This is a genomic window from Pseudoalteromonas luteoviolacea (assembly GCF_001750165.1).
Taxonomy (GTDB): Bacteria; Pseudomonadota; Gammaproteobacteria; order Enterobacterales; family Alteromonadaceae; genus Pseudoalteromonas; species Pseudoalteromonas luteoviolacea_G.
Window position 1 is genome coordinate 4275973 of record NZ_CP015411.1, and the last position, 19584, is coordinate 4295556.

Sequence of the window (19584 nt, forward strand, 5' to 3'; positions counted from 1 at the left end):
CTCTTCGCTTACTTTAATGTGACTTTACGCTCATTGTAATAAGCAATCAAATCATCAATTGCCTGCTGGCAGTATTCTTTAATACCAGACACCAACATATGCTTTTCACCGAAGCCGACTTTTTTACCATTACTTAATAGTTCAAAACGCAGAATAATCTTGCCGCGCTTACCTTCGTAGCTGAAGTCAGGTGTTGCAGCTTCCAGTGTTACCTCTTCAATGTCCAGCGTATCCAAATGAATAGACATGGATTCATAGATTACCATAGGGCGCGCAGGGTTGATCATTACCTCTTGCTGGCCCATCAGCGGTATGATCACGTGAGGAAAGGCTTTACCAGAAAAGGCAACGTAGTTTTTGATTAAGCTCTCTACAAGTTGAGTACATTGCTTATTTTGGCCTGAGCGCTTCACAGACAACATGGTTTTGTCATTTGACACGATATCAAACTCATCAGTGCCTTCGGGAAACTCTAACACCGATGTTTCATCAACCATACCCGCAAATGTAAAGTGCATATTTTCACTCACACCATACTTGTCAAGGACCAATGAGAACAGTAAGTCACCAGGAACACAGAATTTCTTTGCATCAATATCGTGCAAAGGGTTAAAGTCATCAGCCACCTGCTTTGCAAATTGACTGCCTTGTTCACGGTTGATCACGAGTTTATTGGTTTCTTGTTGGTAATAGGGTGTAAGCATAGTTAACTTCTTTCTTGCATGAAAATCGCGCTATATTAGCAGAAAATAAGCACAGAGAGGTCATATCTCTATGCTAAATGTTGTAACTTTTGATGTCATCTGCATTTTTTATCTGTGATGTCAGAAAATAATGAATGTGTTAATAAAACAGGTATATCAAAAGCGTATCAATGCAAGACGAACGACAATACTAAAACTACAACAGCGCACTAAGCGGTTCTATCCCCCATAAAACCAAAATACCACTCGCTACTAGAATAAATAATACATAAGCCCACAAACCGTTTTTAATGGTTGGTGCATTATCCGATGAGGCCATTTTTCCAGTTAGGAGTGTGCGCAACAAATTAATGCCTTTAATACGGTACAGTCCAATGGCAATGATATGCACAGCGATACCGACCAACAAAATGTCAATATTGGTTTTATGAATATCACCCGCAAGCTCTACCCAATCATAACTGACATAACTCACGAGTGGTCCATCCATCAAAATGTCATCCGTGGTCATTAGCCCAGATATCAGTTGAACAAAAATAACCACAAAGAAAAACAGCACCATCATACTACCTGCAGGGTTGTGCCCAATATGCGCTTGTTTACTTTTTAGTGCTGCAAAAGTCGCTTTTGGATGATGAAATAATGCCTTAAGTTTGGCGGTGTCGCTACCAAACACACCCCATAACACTCGCGTGATCATCAATGCTAATAACACATACCCAGTCACAAAGTGAAGATCAAGCCAGCCTTCATCTCCCGATACATATAAAACAGCAATGCCAATGACGAGTAGCCAGTGAAACCCTCGAATAAATCCGTCCCACACTTTGATCATAATTGCCCCTATTATTTTTGTGTGATTGTGAGAGTACCTGAGGGGATAAACAAAAACGATGGTTTTGCGTTATAAAACGCAGAATTTTTGCGACAGGACAAAAGGTAGGGGAATAAAGATTAACATTGTGAATAAGGGCGCCGATTTGACGCCCAACTCAGCCTAATAGCTTATAAGCTCGCAGCAATGATCTGACGGCTTTTATCCAGTGTAACAGCCTGTTGTTCACCCAATGCTGTCATACCGTGGCGCTCCAATTGAGTTGTTATCTTATCCACCGCCTCTTCACCAACGCCATAATCACTTAAGCGTGTTTTCATATCAACGCGGTGGAAAAACTGCTCTGTTAATTCAATTGCCGATGCGATTGCTTGCTCTTCATCTGAGATGTCCAGCCCTAAAACACGCTCTGCGTACTGTAGTAGTTTCTCTCGCTTGTGCTCTTTTTGCTCTGACATCATTCTTGGTAAAATAATTGCCAGCGTCTGTGCGTGATCTAAACCGTAAACTGCCGTGATCTCATGGCCAATCATGTGCGTTGCCCAATCTTGTGGTACACCCGCACCAATGAGCCCATTGAGCGCCATAGTTGCTGACCACATCACATTGGCGCGTACTTTATAATCCACCTCACCTGACAGCAGCTTTGGACCCTCTTCCATTAATGTCATCAATAGACCCTCAGCAAACCGATCTTGTACTTTTGCATCAACAGGGTACGTTAGGTATTGCTCCATAGTGTGAACAAATGCATCAACAACGCCATTGGTCAATTGTCTCGTTGGGAGTGTTTCCATCACTTTTGGATCAAGTACCGCAAACTTAGGTTGGACAAGAATTGAAGCAAACGGCAGTTTGTCATGTGTTTCGCTATTTGACACCACGCTAAAACTGTTTGATTCTGAGCCCGTTGCAGGTAAGGTTAGTACCACTCCAATTGGCAATGCTGATTTAACTTCTGCGCCTTTGCTCAAGATATCCCATGGCTCGCCTTCAAAGTTAGCAGCTGCAGCGATGAATTTACTGCCATCAATCACCGATCCCCCTCCCACAGCAAGGATATAGTTAAACTCTTCTGCCTTAATTTTTTCCACTGCCTGCATACAGGTCTGGTAAGTAGGGTTAGGCTCAATACCAGCAAACTCGCTCCAGTTAAATTCGCTTAGAGCCGCACTGACTTGCTCATAAATACCATTTTTATGAATACTGCCCCCGCCATAGACCACCAATACTTTTGCTTCACTCGGGATAGCTTTGGTTATTTCAGCGATTTGTCCTTCACCAAAAAAGATCTCAGTCGGGTTGTAAAAATTAAAGTTCAGCATAACTGCTCCTGCAATGACGGTGTATAAATTAATTGCGAGACAGTTTAATGGCATGCTCAACGAAGATCATTATTCAAAAGACAATTCACTTTTGCACACATGCAATAATGAAGTATTATTAACCTTCATATTTGCACAGGTGATACAAAATATGTGGCAAGGGTTAGATATTTTTTTAGCGGTTGTGGAGCATGGTAGTTTCAGCAAAGCAGCCGGTGCTTTGGACGTGTCCACCTCCCATGTGAGCCGTCAGATCCAGCAATTAGAATCTAGACTGGGTACAGTATTATTACAACGTACGACTCGCAGTATAAAGCTGACTGAAGAAGGACTTGCCTATGCCGCTAAACTTAAAGACATTCAAAACGCATTATTAGATGCCAACAATGAGCTCCAAGGCGTCCAACACACTCCAAAAGGCCCTATTAGAATTACAGGTGCTGGCGACTTTGTTGCAAATCGAGTTGCCCCTGTGATTGTTAAGTTTTGCCAACTTTATCCTGAGGTTAATGTGCATATTGATTTCAACGCACGTAATGTCGATTTAGTCGAAGATGGTTTTGATTTAGCTATTCGCTTTGGCCGCTTACAAGACTCCAGACTTATTGCCCGTAAGCTTAGTACACGCTATATGAAATTATTAGCAAGCCCTGCTTATTTAGAAAAAGCACCTCCTTTAATCACGCCGCAAGATTTGTCCCAACACAATTGTCTCATTGCGATTTCCAATCGCTGGCGATTCCGAAATGGTGAAGACGTGGATGAGATCAAGGTCTCGGGCAATTGGCGGAGCAATAATCCTCAAGCCATCCTTCATGCTTGCCGATCTGGCCTTGGGATCGCCCACCTCGCTGAAGACATTGCAGAGCAAAGCCTTGCAAGTGGAGAACTAGTCTCATTACTTGACGACTACCAGGTGAATGACAATGCTAGTTGGCTGGTTTATCCCCGTAAAGATCTAATACCACTGCGTGTTCGACTCCTGATCGACTTTTTACTTTTGCACACTAAGTGATCATTTCTATTGCGATCACCGTAAATCTAACCTAACATTTAAATCGCACACGATTAAATCACTGGAGATATAAATGATTTACGAATTTACTGCCAATACCCTACAAGGCCGAGCCTATGACTTTTCAAATTTAAAAGGAAAAGTTGTACTTGTCGTGAATACCGCGAGTCAATGTGGTTTTACACCACAATATGAAGGACTTCAACAGCTTCATAAAGAGCTTCACGCTGAAGGGCTTGAGATCATCGGTTTCCCATGTAACCAATTTGGTAAACAGGAACCAGGCACTGCGTCAGAGATCCAACAAGGCTGCTTAATCAATTATGGTGTCGACTTTACCATGATGGAAAAAATTGAAGTCAATGGCGCTCAGACACATCCACTTTACCAATATCTTAAATCAGCGCTACCGGGGATATTAACCAACAACATCAAGTGGAACTTTACCAAGTTTTTAATTGGCAAAGATGGACAACCAATTAAGCGTTATGCGCCCACCACTAAGCCTGAAAAAATTAAAGCAGATATCATCAATGCGCTTGGACACACTTCATGAGCGACAAGCACCCTGAATTGAACTTAGATAATCAACTTTGCTTTAGTTTATATGCAGCTTCAAGACACATTACACGCTTGTATCAGCCCATACTGAAACAGCATAACTTAACCTATCCACAGTACATTGTATTGCTGATCCTATGGCAAAAAGATGGCATATTGGTCAAAGACATTGGGGAGCGTGCGCAACTCAAAAGCAATACGCTAACCCCTTTGTTAAAGAGACTAGAACAAAACGGATTAGTGACACGTCAAAGGGACAGTGAAGATGAAAGACAATGCTATGTGTATTTGACTGAGCAAGGTAAAAATTTAGAGCGTTTATGTGCTTGCATCCCCTCTCAAATGCTAAAGCAAACCGAGATGCCAGTAGAAAAACTCATCGAGCTCAAACAACTGCTTGACCAGCTGATGGTCACAGAAATGCATGGTAAGTAAGACACTTACCATGCGTCACAGGTTAGCCGATTGTTGGATACTCTCGGTATGCCTTTTCTAGCTTTTTAGCCTGCTTCTTTGACACGCCGATGTGGTTAAGCGCCACACGTAGACGTGCACGAGAAAGATCTGAGCCCAGTACTTCCATCGCATCCACAACAGACGTTGAAGACGTCTTGCCGGTGATCGCAACAAAAATCGGCTCCAAGAACTCTTTGATCTTTAATTCATGGAACGTCGCAACACTTTTTGCAATTGCGAAAATCTCAGACTTATTCCAGCTACGAAGCTTTTCCAATTCCCAAATAAAGAACTGAAGTGCTTGGGTGATCACGGCATCATCTGCTTTACCAGCAGTCAATAATGCAGGATCATAACTTGGTATACCGCCAACAAAGTGACCAGCAAGATCGACCAGATCTGATAACGTATTAATACGTGCTTTGGCTTCAGGTAATACTCGAGCTAGTGTCTGCGCATTGAACTTCCAATCAACAAAGCGCTGAATTAACTCTTCATCAGATAAGTTTTCACGGATCCACAAACCGTTTAACCAGCTTAACTTATCGACATCGAATACCGGTCCGCCCAGTGATACACGTTTCATATCGAAGTGCTCGATCATTTCAGCTAAGGTGAACTTTTCACGCTCATCTGGCATTGACCAGCCCATGCGACCTAAGTAGTTAAGTACAGCTTCAGGTAAGAAGCCCATTTCTTTATAATAATTAATAGAAGTCGGGTTCTTACGCTTTGACAGCTTAGATTTATCTGGGTTACGTAGTAAAGGCAAGTGACCTAGTACAGGTGCCTCCCAACCAAGATCTTCATACAGCTTTAACAGCTTAGGCGCAGAATTGATCCACTCTTCACCACGGAAAATGTGGCTGATCTGCATGTGATGATCATCCACGACGTTCGCCATAAAGTAAGTTGGAAAACCATCCGCTTTCAACAGAACCTGCATGTCTACGTTTTCCCAAGGGATCTCAATCTCACCACGCAAGTAATCGTTAAACTTAAACGTGCCTTCCTCAGGAATAGTCATGCGGATAACATAAGGTTTACCAGCGTCTAAATTTGCTTGAATTTCTTCTTTGCTTAAACGTAAACCACGACCATCATATTTAGGACGAAGACCTTCAGCCATTTGCTCTTCACGCATTTGATCAAGCTCTTCTGCTGTTGCAAAACAGTAGAACGCTTTACCCTCTTCCACTAGCTGGTGAGCAAACTTTTGATATAACTCTGTGCGCTCTGACTGGCGGTATGGACCAAACTCACCGCCAACGTCTGGACCATGATCCCAATTAAGACCTAACCAACGTAAGCTATCCATAATAGCTTGCTCTGATTCAGGCGTGCTTCTTACTTGATCGGTATCTTCAATACGCAATACAAACTCACCACCTTGTTGTTTTGCAAAGCAGTAGTTAAATAAGGCGATGTAAGCAGTACCTAAATGCGGATCACCTGTCGGAGAGGGCGCAACACGTGTACGGATTGTCATGATATGTCTCTTAAATTCGTTACTTAAAATAATAAATGGAATGCTAGCACAGCCTCAGCATGGGGAAAATAGCTAACATATTGGCTGTGTTTACGCTGAGCGCTCTAACCCTTGAAGGTAGTTCACAATATCACTGGACTCATAAAGCCAAGTCACACGACCTTGCTCTTCAATTCTCAGACAAGGCACTTTGACTTTTCCGCCCTGTTCGAGCAGCTCTTGCCGATAAGCTGCATTGCTTTTTGCATCACGTGTTTCAAGCTTTAAGCCTTCACGTTTTGCAGCGCGTCTTACTTTGACGCAAAAAGGACAAGCCTTAAACTGATATAGTTTCAGATTTTGCGTAATCGTGTCGAGTTGCTGCTGTGCTTGAGCCGTGCGCTTTTTACTTCTTGGCGTAAAAATAAAGTCAAATAATAAGATAAGGCGACCAAGCAACCAACGGATCAGTTTCATGAATATTCTCCCAGTCAAAATCGGCGCTAGAATACCATAAAACTGCACAACTTACGCGCAAAAGTTCCTATAAAGTATATTTCATGAACGGTGTTTCAAACCAAATACTGCTGTACTTCTCAAAAGAGTGAATTAAAACAGCTCAATATCGGTTTCTGCTTTTGCTTGTCCAGCTATACCCAGCTCTTCAAAATCAATGACTTGGTTTCGACCGTGTTTCTTTGCATAATAAAGGGCAAGATCCGCTTCATGCACTAGTTCAGAGACTTGGGCTATTTCTTCTAAAATAGTGTAGCCAATACTGATGGTTAAGCGTTGAACTTGTGGGAACTTAAACTGTGCAATAACCAGTCTGACGCGATTTAGCAGTAGTTTTGCTTCATCTCTATCATGTGCTTGAAACAACACTGCAAACTCTTCTCCACCATACCTAAAAACAAAGTCTTCAGCACGGAAATTATCTTTCAATTGCTGGGCAACCAACAGCAGGACTTCATCGCCAATCACATGACCAAAATTATCATTAACCACTTTAAAATGATCAATATCAAACAGCGCCAAGTACCACTTTCGGACTCCTTGTTGTTCTCTTTCAATTACAAACCCTTCTCCGGTAGTAATTTCAATAACCTTATCGTCGAAAGTTTGCCGATTAAGTAACTGAGTTAGGGGATCTATGCGACTTAAAGCGAGCGTATTGAGTTGGTGATAAAAGACATTAATTAAATGCGCAATTAGAAAGCTGCGAGCAATAGGTAACTTTTCTCCAATCCACAATAGCCCCATTACCGCCTTATTATTTCTCAGTACAATACAGACGTGGTTTTCTCCACGCAAAATGTTTTGATGTTTTAAGGTCTCAGCTCTGGCAATCAAGTACGCTAGATCCGGAGGAGTGTCTGCAGATGATAAAGCCAATAACTTCAAGCGCTCTTTTTCAGACAAACTCGGTGCCAAATACATCGCCATTGGAATAGTCGGAAGAAGCTCTGTAAGGATTTGTTGGATACGTTTATACAAGTTATTTTCACTGCGCATTTGCAATAAACTGATTGCAAACTCATGTCCACATGGCGATATATCCACACTGAAACCTCCCAACACCCTCACATTGTATAGCTTAGCCCCTTCTAGTTAGGTTGCAATGTGTTCTAACAATACAAGATCATCTCTATGGATCACAACATTTGCGCCCTGATAACCTAATGCATCGCTTATATCAGCACTATGCAGCCCTTTTATTTTTTGCAATTCTTGACTGTCAAATGCCACCAAACCTTTAGCAATAACCTTACCTTCAGGACTCCTGAGTTCAATAAGGTCACCACGTTTAAATTGGCCGCTTAAATCAGTAATGCCTTTGGCCAATAAACTGGCCCCCTGAGAACACACAGCACTAATAGCTCCCTCATCACAGAAAAGCGATCCACTACATCTAGGCCCTGAAAGTAACCACTTTTTTCGCCCATCGAGTGGGGCATCAAAACGAATAAACTTGGTACTTTTTGCCAAGCCTGATTGAATATTTGCGATAACATTCGGCTCACTGCCTTTGGCAATGACAGTTTCGATACCTGCGCGCTGGGCGATCTGAGCGGCTTGTAACTTCGTCGCCATCCCCCCAGTTCCCAGTGAAGTACCTGTACCTCCAGCAAGTGCAATGATCTGCTCATTAATTTCGCCTACCGTCTCGATCAAACGTGCATCAGGATTTTGTCTAGGATCCGCAGTAAATAAACCTGATTGATCTGTCAGTAAAAGTAATCGATCTGCGTTAGCTAAAATGGCAACCATTGCAGATAGATTATCGTTATCACCTACCTTTATTTCGCTTGTGGCCACCGCATCATTCTCATTGATAATAGGGACCACATCGTGGCGTAGCAGCTGCGTAAGCGTATCTCTGGCATTCAAATACCGTGATCTGTCCTCAACATCAGCGCGAGTCAATAATAGTTGCGCAACGGACACGTCAAAAATCGAGAACAAGCTTTGCCACAAATGAATGAGCTGCCCCTGCCCAATGGCAGCCAACATTTGCTTTTCCGCAATAGAATTGCCGATCTCCTCATCCAAGGCTGCGCGCCCAGCGGCAACTGCGCCACTAGAAACGAGAATCACTTGCCATCCTGCCGCGCGTAGTTCTACACATTGACTCGCAAGTTCCACCAGCCTAGGTTTATTTAAAAGTGCTCCACCAGCCGTCAGCACACTAGTTCCTAACTTTATAACAATGACTTTATTCGTAGCCATCTGACCTACTACCAAAGATCTTTAACAGACTTTTTTTATACCATGCATAACGAACATTGAATACTAAACAAACAGATTAATAGAATTTATTTCAAGGACACAGCCCTGATATTAAAGTGAGTTTCATTAAACCCACTGACATGAACTATGATCAACGTCAAATTTAGTTAAGGCATGGCATGTATACTTTTACTCGGAGGTGATGATGAAAAAGCCAAATTACAAAAAGGAATTGATAATGCTCCCCTTGTTGTTGATCAGCATTGCACTGTGTATTGGGGGACACTTTATTTTGCAACCAAGCTACCAAAATAATCACTGGGCAGAGTATAGCCTCGCTGCGCTTCCCTTTTTGATGTTTGCCATTGTTATCATTGCCATCAAAATCGCCATTAAATCAGACAAAGAAGATTAAGTTTATTTGTCACCTCACGCTCACTACACGGAACTTAAGCCTTTAAATTAACGTTAAAACTTGATATCGAATAAAAAATAATTAATTTATAAATATCATAACTATAAAAAAGGTATCACCGTGAAAAAACTCTTACTACTTTGCTTGTGTCTCGTAAGTAACTGGGTTCAAGCTCAGTTTACAGTGGTCCACAACGTTAATGGATACACCCCGACTCGAGCAGGTGACATCGAACGCTTCAGCACTTTAGTAATAAAGGATGGTAAAGTAGTAAAAATAGGCAATAGTGAAACCATCAAACAATACCCCCAGTCAACTACCATAGATGGTAAAGGGTTAACCATGTTACCGGGACTTATCGATGCTCACGGCCATGTTATTGGTCTTGGCGAGAACCTGTCTCGTCTTGATCTTCGCCAAGCAAAGTCGGTAGCAGAAGTTGGTGAATCGCTCAAAGTCTATGCCAAAGAAAATCCGTCTGGCTGGCTTATTGGCAGAGGTTGGGACCAAACTAAATGGTCTCCCAATAAATTCCCCACAGCACATGATCTAGACAAATATGTGTCTGACAGACCGGTTGTTTTAACCCGAGTTGACGGACATGCTATCTGGGTGAATTCTAAAGCAATGCAATTAGCACATATTACTCAGCATACAATGTCACCAGAGGGCGGTGAAATCATTCGCTTTGCCAACCAATACCCGAGTGGGATATTCATCGACAAAGCCGAGCAACTGGTACTACACAAAGTACCAAAACGGTCGTCTACACAATTAAACAATGCGTTAGATACTGCAGCAAATCATTTGTTAAGTTTAGGAATAACGTCAGTACATGATGCAGGCATTGATAAAGAAACGTGGCAACTCTATAAACGCAGAGCGCAGCGGCATTCTATGCCTTTGAGAATATATGCCATGTTAAGCGCCTCAGATCCAGATCTAGAAGAAATGCTCAAAGCTGGCATAGTCAAAGAGCAAACTGACTACCTGACTATACGCAGCATCAAAATCTATGCAGATGGTGCGCTTGGCAGCCGTGGGGCTGCGCTCTTAAAAGATTATAAAGACAGGCCTGGACACAAAGGTTTAATGCTTGAACAACAATCAGCCTTAGAGTCGCTCATTCGTTTAAGTGTTAAACACGGGTTTAGTGCACATACGCATGCCATTGGAGATCGTGCCAACCGAATTGTATTAGATAGCTATCAGAACGTTTTTAAACATACTGGAGGCCAGCTACTGAGAAATCGCATCGAACACGCACAAATTGTTGACCTTCAGGATATTCCTCGCTTCAAGCAATTAAAAATTATCCCATCAATGCAACCCGTCCATGCAACATCGGATATGCATATGGCAGAAGATCGCTTAAGAGACTCACAATTAACAGGCGCTTATGCATGGCAAACGTTTTTAAAACATAATATCCGAGTGGCTGCTGGCTCTGATTTCCCTGTTGAGCTCGCTAATCCATTTGATGGTTTATACGCAGCCGTCACCAGAATGGATAAGGCACAGAAACCAAAGAAAGGCTGGAGAAACCAAGAGCGCTTAACAAAACAACAAGCGCTCAATGCGTTTACCTTAGACGCGGCGTATGCGGCTTTTCAAGAGTTTAAACTAGGTAGCCTAGAACATGGGAAATGGGCAGATTTCATTTTAATTGACCGCGATTACTTTACAGTTGAAAACGCCCAGATCTTTGACATTAAAGTCGAACAAACATGGATTGCTGGCAAGCAAAAATACAAACGCAATTAGTCTTTAGATTTTAATAGTTTGAATAAATGATAGGTATTGACCAATGCGAGCAAACCGTTGGTCAATACTACAGGCCAAGCACTAATCATTGCCCCGTAGACTGTAAAGCAAATACAGCCAGCTAAGTTAAACCAGCGCAACTTAGTAACATTGGTCATCATAAGAGAAACAACCAAAAAGACAGAGGCCACATAGCCTAAATATTCCCAAGTCATTTGTTCTCTCCTCATAGTTAGGTTAGCATTGGCGGCTAAAACGATATTCAAGTCATTTTTAGGGATAATAACAGACTACATTTGAGCCTAAAGCGCGCAAGTGTAGCGCAATTTTCTATACACTTGCTCCATTAATTATGAGCGTTATGAATAGTTTAGTTCACACTCGAACAGTGGAGTAATTAATTCACTTAGTTAAGGATAAGCGAGAATAAAGTCTTAAAATAAACAACGTGTATAGCTTTGAATAACTCAGTTCATGCTATCTTTATACTAATTTAATAAATAGGACAATTGTCCGAGAGCTAACCAGATGTTCCAATATCACTTTTCAACCACCTTGGTTGAGCAATTACTCAGTTTTGCAGGTAATAGTTTTCAGCATAGAAAGAAAGAAATACTGATCCACCAAGATGAACCGCTCAGCAAATTGATCTTGGTCAGAAGTGGTACTGTTTCATTTAGCTATGATGTAGGTAACGGTAGACGACTTTTACTTGGGCAATTGGACTGCAACAATACTTTGATAGGTGAAATAGAAGCACTCAACAATCAACCATGCATCTATACTGTAACCTGTTTAAGTGATGTGCAATACAATTTAATTGAGCTTAAGCACTGGCGACAATTATTATTAGAGCAACCAGATTTAAGTCTATATACGGCTCAGACTATTGCGGCTAAATTCACCGAAAACCAAAAAATTAACCTTGATAAGCTGCTATTACCACTGAGCTACAATATTGCTAAAGACTGTTTATTGCGAGCAGAAGACAAACATTCTACATTACTTCGTGCTTATTCAACAGTCAGCGCTGAAGCTGAAAGATTTGCAACAACAGAACGGGCATACCGTCGTGTCGTGAGTGAACTTGTGCAAAAAGGATTAATTGAAAGAACAAATGCAGGTTTAAAACCGGTTGATTTAGATGCTTTAAACGAATTTGTAGATGGTTTTTCTCAGCTCTAAAGTTGTCATATTATTATTTTATTAACATTGTGGCGTTCAGATCCCAATTCTAGATCAGTGTGTTATTATTAAAAGTGAATTTTTGGATAAAGTTCGGTTAGTTCACTTGACGAACATTTAATGTACGCTTATCCTCTAATTCACTAATTTGCATGCAGGGCAAGGCTGTCTTACATCTGCACTTAATTGGTTAAAACTCTCAGTTTACTTGTATTTAAAGGAAAAGGTAAAAATCATGGGAAATAAAAATTTAAAGCTAACTAAACTTGCCCTTGCATTGGGTTTAACAGTTGGTTTAACAGGTTGTTTCAGCGACAATGATAACGATGTCACAGTCACTCCGCCAGATCCAGGTAACGGTACAGTAACCGTTCCTTCACCTGACACTCCACCAGCACTATCGTCTTACATTTCTTTGATCGTAACAGACAACGCAAACGACAATGTTGTTTCTTCTTCAATCAGCTTCCTAGCTGATGGTGAAGCATTTACAGGTGTTACCGACCTTGATGGTACGGCAATCACAGAACTTAGTTCTGAAACGGGTAGTTTCACATTTAAGGTTGCTGACGGCGTAACAGCTGATGACTTTGTGGTTGTAGTTAATGCTGACAACTACATCCAGAACAGTGCTGTAGTTGATTTATCATCTGATGAAGACGTGATTGACGTAGCAGTTAAACTAATCAGTGCAGAAGGTGTAGTTACAACAGTAACTGGTACTTCTACTGGTGGTAAGCTTGCTGAAGAAGTTAAGTCAGACAACTTAACGATTTCAACTGACGTAGAACTTCAAGATGCAGATGGTAACCCTGTATCAGGTGCAGTGTCTATCGCTATTGCAAGTGCTGACACTGGTGAAGGTGACGTAAGTGCAGCTGACCTTATTCCAGCTGGTTTAAATAACGGCACTGCTGGTGCTGGTCAGGTATTAGTTCCTGCAGCAGTTGTTACTGTAAACATCGATGCTGGCGGTACAGCAGTTAAGAAGCTTTCTGAAGCAGTAACACTAACAGCTAACATTGCGAGTGACTTCAAAGATGGCCTTGCAGCAGGCGATTCTTTTGATGTATTCACTTATAACGAAGTAACTGGTGAGTGGTCAGATTTAGGCAGCGATGCGACTTTAGGTGCGCTAAGTGGCACTAGCTTCCCAGCAACGTTTGAAACATCGAACTTTTCAAGTTTCGTACCAGTAGAATCAGTAGCTGCGTGTTCGACTCCTGTATCATTTGCATTCACAGGTACAGCAGTGCCTGCATCTGGTTTAAACTTAAGTATTGCGTCTAACTCTCTAAGAATTAACCAAAAGATTAAACAGTCAAACGGTACGCTTTTCACTGCCGATGCAGCTCAAAAAGCAGGTATCACGGCAACTTCAACTGTTGACATCGTAGTTCAAGATGACAACGGGAACTCTTGGGGTTCAGCAAGCGCTGTTGAGTTATGTGGTGAGATTACATTAGAGCTTGCTCCACAAGTTACTTACACAGACCAAACATTTGCGCTGACATACTCATGTAGTAACTCAGATACGCCTGATACAACATTAGACTTCACTGGTGCTTTAGTTCGCTACAATCAAGCTGGCAAGGCTCCTCTAATTGCTGCTGAGACATCTGCTGGCACATACTCTCTAACGGGTCTAGAGAACGATGCAACTTACCAAATCTCTGTCATCCCTGTAGGTGTAGATGTAGGTAATGCATCGCTAACAGTGGCTGACTTCGTTGCTGGTGGTGATAACCCATCATTCAACGTTGCGCGTGATAACTGTACAGTTCAAACAGTTACAGGCTCTGGAAGCTAATTAAAGTAAACTGAACATAAAGCTGCGAATTCGCAGCTTTTTTTTTTGCATGCTCGTACAATATGACCTCTAGCATAGCTTTTAGCTTAAATAATCAGATTAGTAATCATAACTACAAAATACTGGACGGGTACATGTGGAAATAGATACCCCTGTTAAGCCGCTTAGTTAAGGCAAAAAAATATAACGATTGGAACTAGTACGGTACCCCACTTACTTTTAGTAAGGTTCATTACTTACATTAAGTACTCAAGGTTGCCCATAAAAGCTCGCAACCCTAAAGCTTCATGACGTCATTCATGATTGCAAATATCTAACCATAAAATAACTCAAACTAATAAAAAGCCGATTCTACCTTTCTATGATTAAATTTCTCAAATCGCCACCGTGATATAGACCTCTCCTTATCATAAATTAAGCTTCTTTAACTATTATTTAGAAGTCCAGTTTTCCAAAGTATTTAGTACATATCATTTATGCACTAGAAACTGCCTTTTACTCCCCAGACTGACAAATACGTGTTAATGGCAGCTTAGCCTCAAAGGTTGTCTCTCTACCCTTAACGACTGACGGTGGTCATTATCAAGCACTTCAAGAAGTCTATTAGATACCCATAGCTTTATGCATCATTCATACAGCCCATCAATTACAAATTACGTTTTGGAGTGCTTACTTGTCGCATTGTACAATCTCACTCTTTTATTAATAGTAGCTCTACTTGCGAACGGAGGATTGTGGTGGGGTTGACGTATATATTACAGGTATCATTTTAGCTGACACCGAGGTTTTAACCCTATAAAGTGTCAGCTAAGCTCTCACCTTACTTATATGTAAGGTAAGCTTCTCGTAGCCTCTCTAGATTTGCATAAATATAATCTACTGAATTACGACCTTGATTAAAGAAGGTTCTGTTAAGACTAATGTTACTCTTTGGTGCATACGCCTGCTGATAAACTAAGTAGTTACTACTATTACCTATACGTGTACCCACTTGATGTCGCCATGCATGGTTCCCTTTAATTTGACCATACCTCGTCACATTCATGCTTTTACGCTTGGACAATGGAATACTCAATGCGATACCTGCAACTTGTGCATCAGTCTCTTCTCCATATACCGCAACATAACTATCACCAAACCAGAATCGTGTTTCCACTTTAAAACCGCTATCTTTTCTCCAGAATTTACCACCGGTTACATGAAAACTAATATCTTTTTCAGCCCAATTATATTGATACTCTACCGTATGATAATCGCGGTCCGCATCATAGTCTTTGTAATCAAAAAAACCATATGTATTCGTTACTTTGTGATCACCTTCAGGACTAACCCAAGCCGTCTCATTAATAATACCTGTATACTTATGAAACTCTCTAAAGAAACCTATTTTAGTTTGATTGTAGATCCCCCAAGGTAACTCATAAGTTTGATAGAAAAAGGCGCTACTTACACCATTGTGCTCCGAACGTTCATTAAATGCGCGGAACTCTTTAAAGTCATCACTTTCAGAAACAACTGTCTGTGCAGAAACATTAAAGCCAGCCCCTTTCCAAACGGGAACCGTAAAATCTGCACGAAGAGCTAATGAATAATCAAATACACCAAGCTCTGTCGCGTGAGTAGAGCTAAGCTCAGGACTGATTGTCACTCGAGGTTTAAAATAAGAAGTGTTAGAGGCATGTAACCCTACCCATGACACGCCCCCAATGCTACGCATTGCGCCAAGTTTTGCTTTTACGACTGGACGTTCATTATTGTTGATAAAGCGCTCATAACTGCTTACATCTCCTGAAAGAGCAAGCATGGGTAATCCGTGGTTTTTCAACTGCAAAACAAACTCAGCATTAGTACCTGAGAATAATTCGCTGATGCGCCCGGCAACAAGACCTAAGGCATCTACTTCGTTATGGTTAAACACTGCGTTTTCAAATGATACAATCACAACAGGTTGCGTATTAAAGCCAACTCTCACAGACTCAAAGCCGTCAGCTATCAGTACATTTCGTAACTTTCTTGCTAACCGATTCAATTCCGGTTTGTCCAATGAGGCTACAACCTCAGACTTTACAGGCTTGGCCTGCTTTGTCACATCTGCCTCACTGGCATTCTGAAGTGGATTATTTTTAGCAGGATGATTAGTTTTAATTGGCGCGGGCGCAGCCGCAGTTTTTGATTTATAAGTTTGGTCTGCCTTGTTAAATGGAGCAACAAAATCAACCCCCCAATACACATCTTTTTCAGAGTGCTCTGTATTACTATAAAACCGACTGCTAAATGTAAGTTTTCCTATATCATATAGCCACTGCTCAGGCACAGTCAGCCTTGCTGCGGCATTAAATGCTTCTGCATCATGCTCTACTTGAAGTGCGAACCAATCAACAGGCATCCACTCGATACCCGCCAAAAAGCCATTGTTCACGCCTGCTTCGTGTTCACTAGTAGCAACACCCAATGAAAACCTAAAGTCAGAAAACTCCTTAGACGCAACAGCAAAGTATGTTTCATACCTGTTTAAAGCACCACCAATATCTTTCGCCCCAACGGCAATGTCAAACCAGTCTATTGGTAGAAAAGATAGCTGATATTTTGCATTAAAAGATAAATCTCTTTGCTGTTCATCTCCATTATTTACTCTTGGATCAAATAAGTTATCATGAGTACTGTGTGAAGCGATTTGGCCACTTACTTCCAACCCATCATACAGCCCTGCAGAAAACACAAAGTTGTGACCATCGACAAACTCTCTGCCAAAACTATCTAACATATTGGTATAGCTAATACCAAACGAACCTTTACTCAGCACCTTTGCGTTACTTGTGTTGATTAACCCAGTAAAGCCTGTAAAGTTTTGATAGGTATTTAAAGATTCAGATGCAAAGCTAGGTACTGCAACTGCAACAACCCCTGTTGCAAGTAAGGTAGTTAATTTAGACATGATCCACGGTCCAAAGGTTATTATTTAATCCAGATTTATGCGCTGCAATATAGCATTGTAAGCAAACTGCGTGAAGAAAAAATGATAAATTTTAGGTATTAAGAAAGTTTTTGCAATGGGCTTTTTGAAATACGGGTGGCAGGTTTTGTATGAAGTTTTAATCGCTAAAAAACACCTATGATAATAACCTAGTCACCATTCATATACAGTTGTGTTTTTTTTCGCACAATTTTTTACCACTTTAATCAGCTGACTTGATATCCCAAAATAGCGCTTTTGTTAAAGAGGAGAAACGAGCTATTCGTATCTCATTATCTCCCCTAAATAATCTGAACAACTACAGTGACAGTAAGTACTATTTGAAGCTAATAACCTTATTATCATTAACCTGTCGATTACTATGGCTTTCCTCAAGCTCAGTTTTTGCATTCCAAACCAAATCACAAATCCCATCTGTTGGATCAAAACCTGTCGGAGCATCCAATAAGAGTTCTCTGATTTTTTCATGTTCAAAATTATGGCATGCGATATCTAGTGCCTCTAAAAACACTTTTAATTCGGCAAGTGGCAACATAACTTCCTGTGCCGTCATAATCCGCTCATGTCCAGTTTCTTGAACGTTATCACCAATCAGAAGCTCTTCATAAAGTTTTTCACCAGGTCTAAGCCCCGTGCATTGAATTTCAATATCACCATGCGGATTTGAATCACTTTTTATCTCTAATCCAGACAAATGGACCATTTTAGTTGCCAAGTCTTTAATTTTGACAGATCCCCCCATGTCGAGAACAAATACATCTCCGCCTTTGCCCATAGCGCCCGCTTGAATAACTAACTGAGCAGCTTCTGGAATGGTCATAAAGAAACGTGTGATATCTGGATGAGTCAGTGTAATTGGCCCACCTTCTTTAATTTGTCTTCGAAATAGTGGAACCACAGAACCAGACGACCCGAGGACGTTACCGAAACGAACCATCGAGAAACGTGTATTATGAATACCTTTTTGTTTATCTTGAGCAAGTCCTTGTAAACACAGTTCTGCCATCCTTTTAGTAGTGCCCATCACATTCGTAGGGCGTACAGCTTTGTCCGTACTCACTAACACGAATGTTTCTACCTTGGCATTTATTGCTGCTTTTGCAGAATAGTAAGTACCAAATACATTATTGCGGATCCCTTCGACCACGTTGTGTTCCACAAGAGGAACATGTTTATAGGCCGCAGCGTGGTATACAGTTTGAACACCAAAGGCAATCATACAGGTCTCTAAACGATTTATGTGTTGAACAGAGCCCATTATGGGGATCAACTCAATATTCAACTCTCTAGCTCGAATTACTTCACTTAATTCTTTTTCGATCGAATAAAGCGCAAACTCAGAGAGTTCAAATAGAACAAGCTTTGATGGAGATTGCTTTATAATCTGACGACATAACTCAGAACCAATAGAACCACCTGCACCAGTTACCATTACAGACTTATCCATAATATTCGCATTCAGTAAATTCTGTTTAGGCTCAACTGGATCTCTACCTAACAAATCTTCGATTTCGACATCTTTTATTTCATCAAGTGTCGCTCGTCCTTCAACAACATCTACCATGCCTGGTATTGTCATAACTTCTACTGGTAAGTTCTCCAGTTGAGCTAAAATTTCTTTGCGCCGAGCACGACTTTCGCTGGGCATAGCGAGCAGCACTTTTTTAACTTTATTACTTTCCAATAAACTATATATGCCGTCGAACGCAATTACTGGTATGCCTTGCAATATGGCACCTTGCTTTAACTTATCATCATCAATAAAGGCACTAACATAGTACTCGTCACCAGCTCCTATAGCGGGTGCAAGCTGCCTACCAGCAGAACCGGCACCATAAATAACAACAGGAGTTTTGTTAACGGTAGCTAAACGTCCCATCATAGCTCTAACCATTATTCTTGAACCACCGACAGCTAAAATCAGTAACCAAGCATAAATAACAGGCATAGTACGAGGAACATCTATATTAGTAAAAAATGAGGCTAAAACGAGGACCACAGTGCTTATCGATGTACCAACAACGATAGCGCCAACGGCATGTGAGCCAACATACCTAAGCACAGCCCGATATAAGCCTAGATTTACAAAAGCAAACAAACTACACGGTATTACGATTGAAAGTAATAACCAATTTTCAATTTCGAACAAGGGTTGAATGCTGTCGAGACGTACAATTAGAGATAGCCAGAAAGCGCTTACGATAAAGAACGTATCAATCAATAAAGTTAGGAGACGTTTTTTTGAACGAGGTGCCCTTAAAACAGAACTGAACAAACTATCCATTGTAAATCCTTGAGTTTCTATACGTAACTAGCACAGGTTTATTTAAAATAATACACAA

The 19584-nt window shown here is 41.2% G+C and carries 17 protein-coding genes; 7 read left to right on the plus strand and 10 right to left on the minus strand.

The window, feature by feature from the left end:
- Window positions 1-8 precede the first annotated feature (8 nt).
- The 3 genes from S4054249_RS18410 to S4054249_RS18420 form a co-directional block, all read right to left on the minus strand.
- Complete coding sequence (locus S4054249_RS18410) at window positions 9-704, minus strand: DUF3581 family protein (protein WP_046355675.1); 696 nt, start codon at window positions 702-704, stop codon at window positions 9-11.
- A gap of 196 nt (window positions 705-900) precedes the next feature.
- Window positions 901-1539 (minus strand): cytochrome b/b6 domain-containing protein, encoded by a 639-nt coding sequence (locus S4054249_RS18415; RefSeq protein WP_046355676.1) that lies wholly within the window; start codon window positions 1537-1539, stop codon window positions 901-903.
- A 170-nt stretch (window positions 1540-1709) separates the two neighbouring features.
- A complete protein-coding gene (locus S4054249_RS18420; protein ID WP_046355677.1) occupies window positions 1710-2864 on the minus strand; it encodes an iron-containing alcohol dehydrogenase in 1155 nt (384 codons plus the stop codon).
- A 13-nt stretch (window positions 2865-2877) separates the two neighbouring features.
- On the opposite strand from S4054249_RS18420, the gene S4054249_RS18425 reads away from it, so the two are divergent.
- From S4054249_RS18425 to S4054249_RS18435, 3 genes are all read left to right on the plus strand, one after another.
- On the plus strand, window positions 2878-3879 hold the full coding sequence (locus tag S4054249_RS18425; protein WP_230851878.1) for a LysR family transcriptional regulator: 1002 nt from the start codon (window positions 2878-2880) through the stop codon (window positions 3877-3879).
- Window positions 3880-3952: 73 nt separating this feature from the next.
- Complete coding sequence (locus tag S4054249_RS18430) at window positions 3953-4435, plus strand: glutathione peroxidase (RefSeq protein WP_046355678.1); 483 nt, start codon at window positions 3953-3955, stop codon at window positions 4433-4435.
- Window positions 4432-4875, plus strand: coding sequence for a MarR family winged helix-turn-helix transcriptional regulator (locus S4054249_RS18435; protein ID WP_046355679.1), 444 nt, complete (start codon window positions 4432-4434; stop codon window positions 4873-4875). The genes S4054249_RS18430 and S4054249_RS18435 overlap by 4 nt, the downstream gene beginning before the upstream one ends.
- A gap of 22 nt (window positions 4876-4897) precedes the next feature.
- Here the strand turns inward: S4054249_RS18435 and gltX are convergent, their stop codons facing one another.
- From gltX to proB, 4 genes are all read right to left on the minus strand, one after another.
- Window positions 4898-6385: a glutamate--tRNA ligase gene (gene gltX, locus S4054249_RS18440; RefSeq protein ID WP_039608265.1), complete on the minus strand. Its 1488-nt coding sequence runs from the start codon at window positions 6383-6385 to the stop codon at window positions 4898-4900.
- A 90-nt stretch (window positions 6386-6475) separates the two neighbouring features.
- Window positions 6476-6841, minus strand: a complete 366-nt coding sequence (locus S4054249_RS18445; RefSeq protein WP_046355680.1) for a glutaredoxin family protein — start codon at window positions 6839-6841, stop codon at window positions 6476-6478.
- 132 nt (window positions 6842-6973) lie between these two features.
- Window positions 6974-7927, minus strand: a complete 954-nt coding sequence (locus S4054249_RS18450) for a GGDEF domain-containing protein (protein WP_052960937.1) — start codon at window positions 7925-7927, stop codon at window positions 6974-6976.
- A gap of 48 nt (window positions 7928-7975) precedes the next feature.
- On the minus strand, window positions 7976-9094 hold the full coding sequence (gene proB, locus S4054249_RS18455; RefSeq protein ID WP_046355681.1) for a glutamate 5-kinase: 1119 nt from the start codon (window positions 9092-9094) through the stop codon (window positions 7976-7978).
- A 238-nt stretch (window positions 9095-9332) separates the two neighbouring features.
- Between proB and S4054249_RS18460 the strand changes: the two genes are divergently transcribed.
- Both S4054249_RS18460 and S4054249_RS18465 read left to right on the plus strand, forming a co-directional pair.
- Window positions 9333-9509 (plus strand): hypothetical protein, encoded by a 177-nt coding sequence (locus tag S4054249_RS18460; protein ID WP_419555179.1) that lies wholly within the window; start codon window positions 9333-9335, stop codon window positions 9507-9509.
- A gap of 120 nt (window positions 9510-9629) precedes the next feature.
- Window positions 9630-11273, plus strand: a complete 1644-nt coding sequence (locus S4054249_RS18465) for an amidohydrolase (protein WP_046355683.1) — start codon at window positions 9630-9632, stop codon at window positions 11271-11273.
- Here the strand turns inward: S4054249_RS18465 and S4054249_RS18470 are convergent.
- A complete protein-coding gene (locus tag S4054249_RS18470) occupies window positions 11270-11488 on the minus strand; it encodes a YgjV family protein (RefSeq protein WP_046355684.1) in 219 nt (72 codons plus the stop codon). The genes S4054249_RS18465 and S4054249_RS18470 overlap by 4 nt on opposite strands.
- 313 nt (window positions 11489-11801) lie before the next feature.
- Between S4054249_RS18470 and S4054249_RS18475 the strand changes: the two genes are divergently transcribed.
- Window positions 11802-12458: a Crp/Fnr family transcriptional regulator gene (locus tag S4054249_RS18475; protein ID WP_046355685.1), complete on the plus strand. Its 657-nt coding sequence runs from the start codon at window positions 11802-11804 to the stop codon at window positions 12456-12458.
- A 235-nt stretch (window positions 12459-12693) separates the two neighbouring features.
- Window positions 12694-14268: a hypothetical protein gene (locus S4054249_RS18480; protein WP_046355686.1), complete on the plus strand. Its 1575-nt coding sequence runs from the start codon at window positions 12694-12696 to the stop codon at window positions 14266-14268.
- Between the two features lie 820 nt (window positions 14269-15088).
- On the opposite strand, the gene S4054249_RS18485 is transcribed toward S4054249_RS18480, so the two are convergent.
- Together S4054249_RS18485 and S4054249_RS18490 are read right to left on the minus strand one after the other, a co-directional pair.
- A complete protein-coding gene (locus S4054249_RS18485; protein WP_046355687.1) occupies window positions 15089-17203 on the minus strand; it encodes a YjbH domain-containing protein in 2115 nt (704 codons plus the stop codon).
- A 355-nt stretch (window positions 17204-17558) separates the two neighbouring features.
- Window positions 17559-19526: a polysaccharide biosynthesis protein gene (locus tag S4054249_RS18490; protein ID WP_046355688.1), complete on the minus strand. Its 1968-nt coding sequence runs from the start codon at window positions 19524-19526 to the stop codon at window positions 17559-17561.
- Between the last annotated feature and the right edge of the window lie 58 nt (window positions 19527-19584).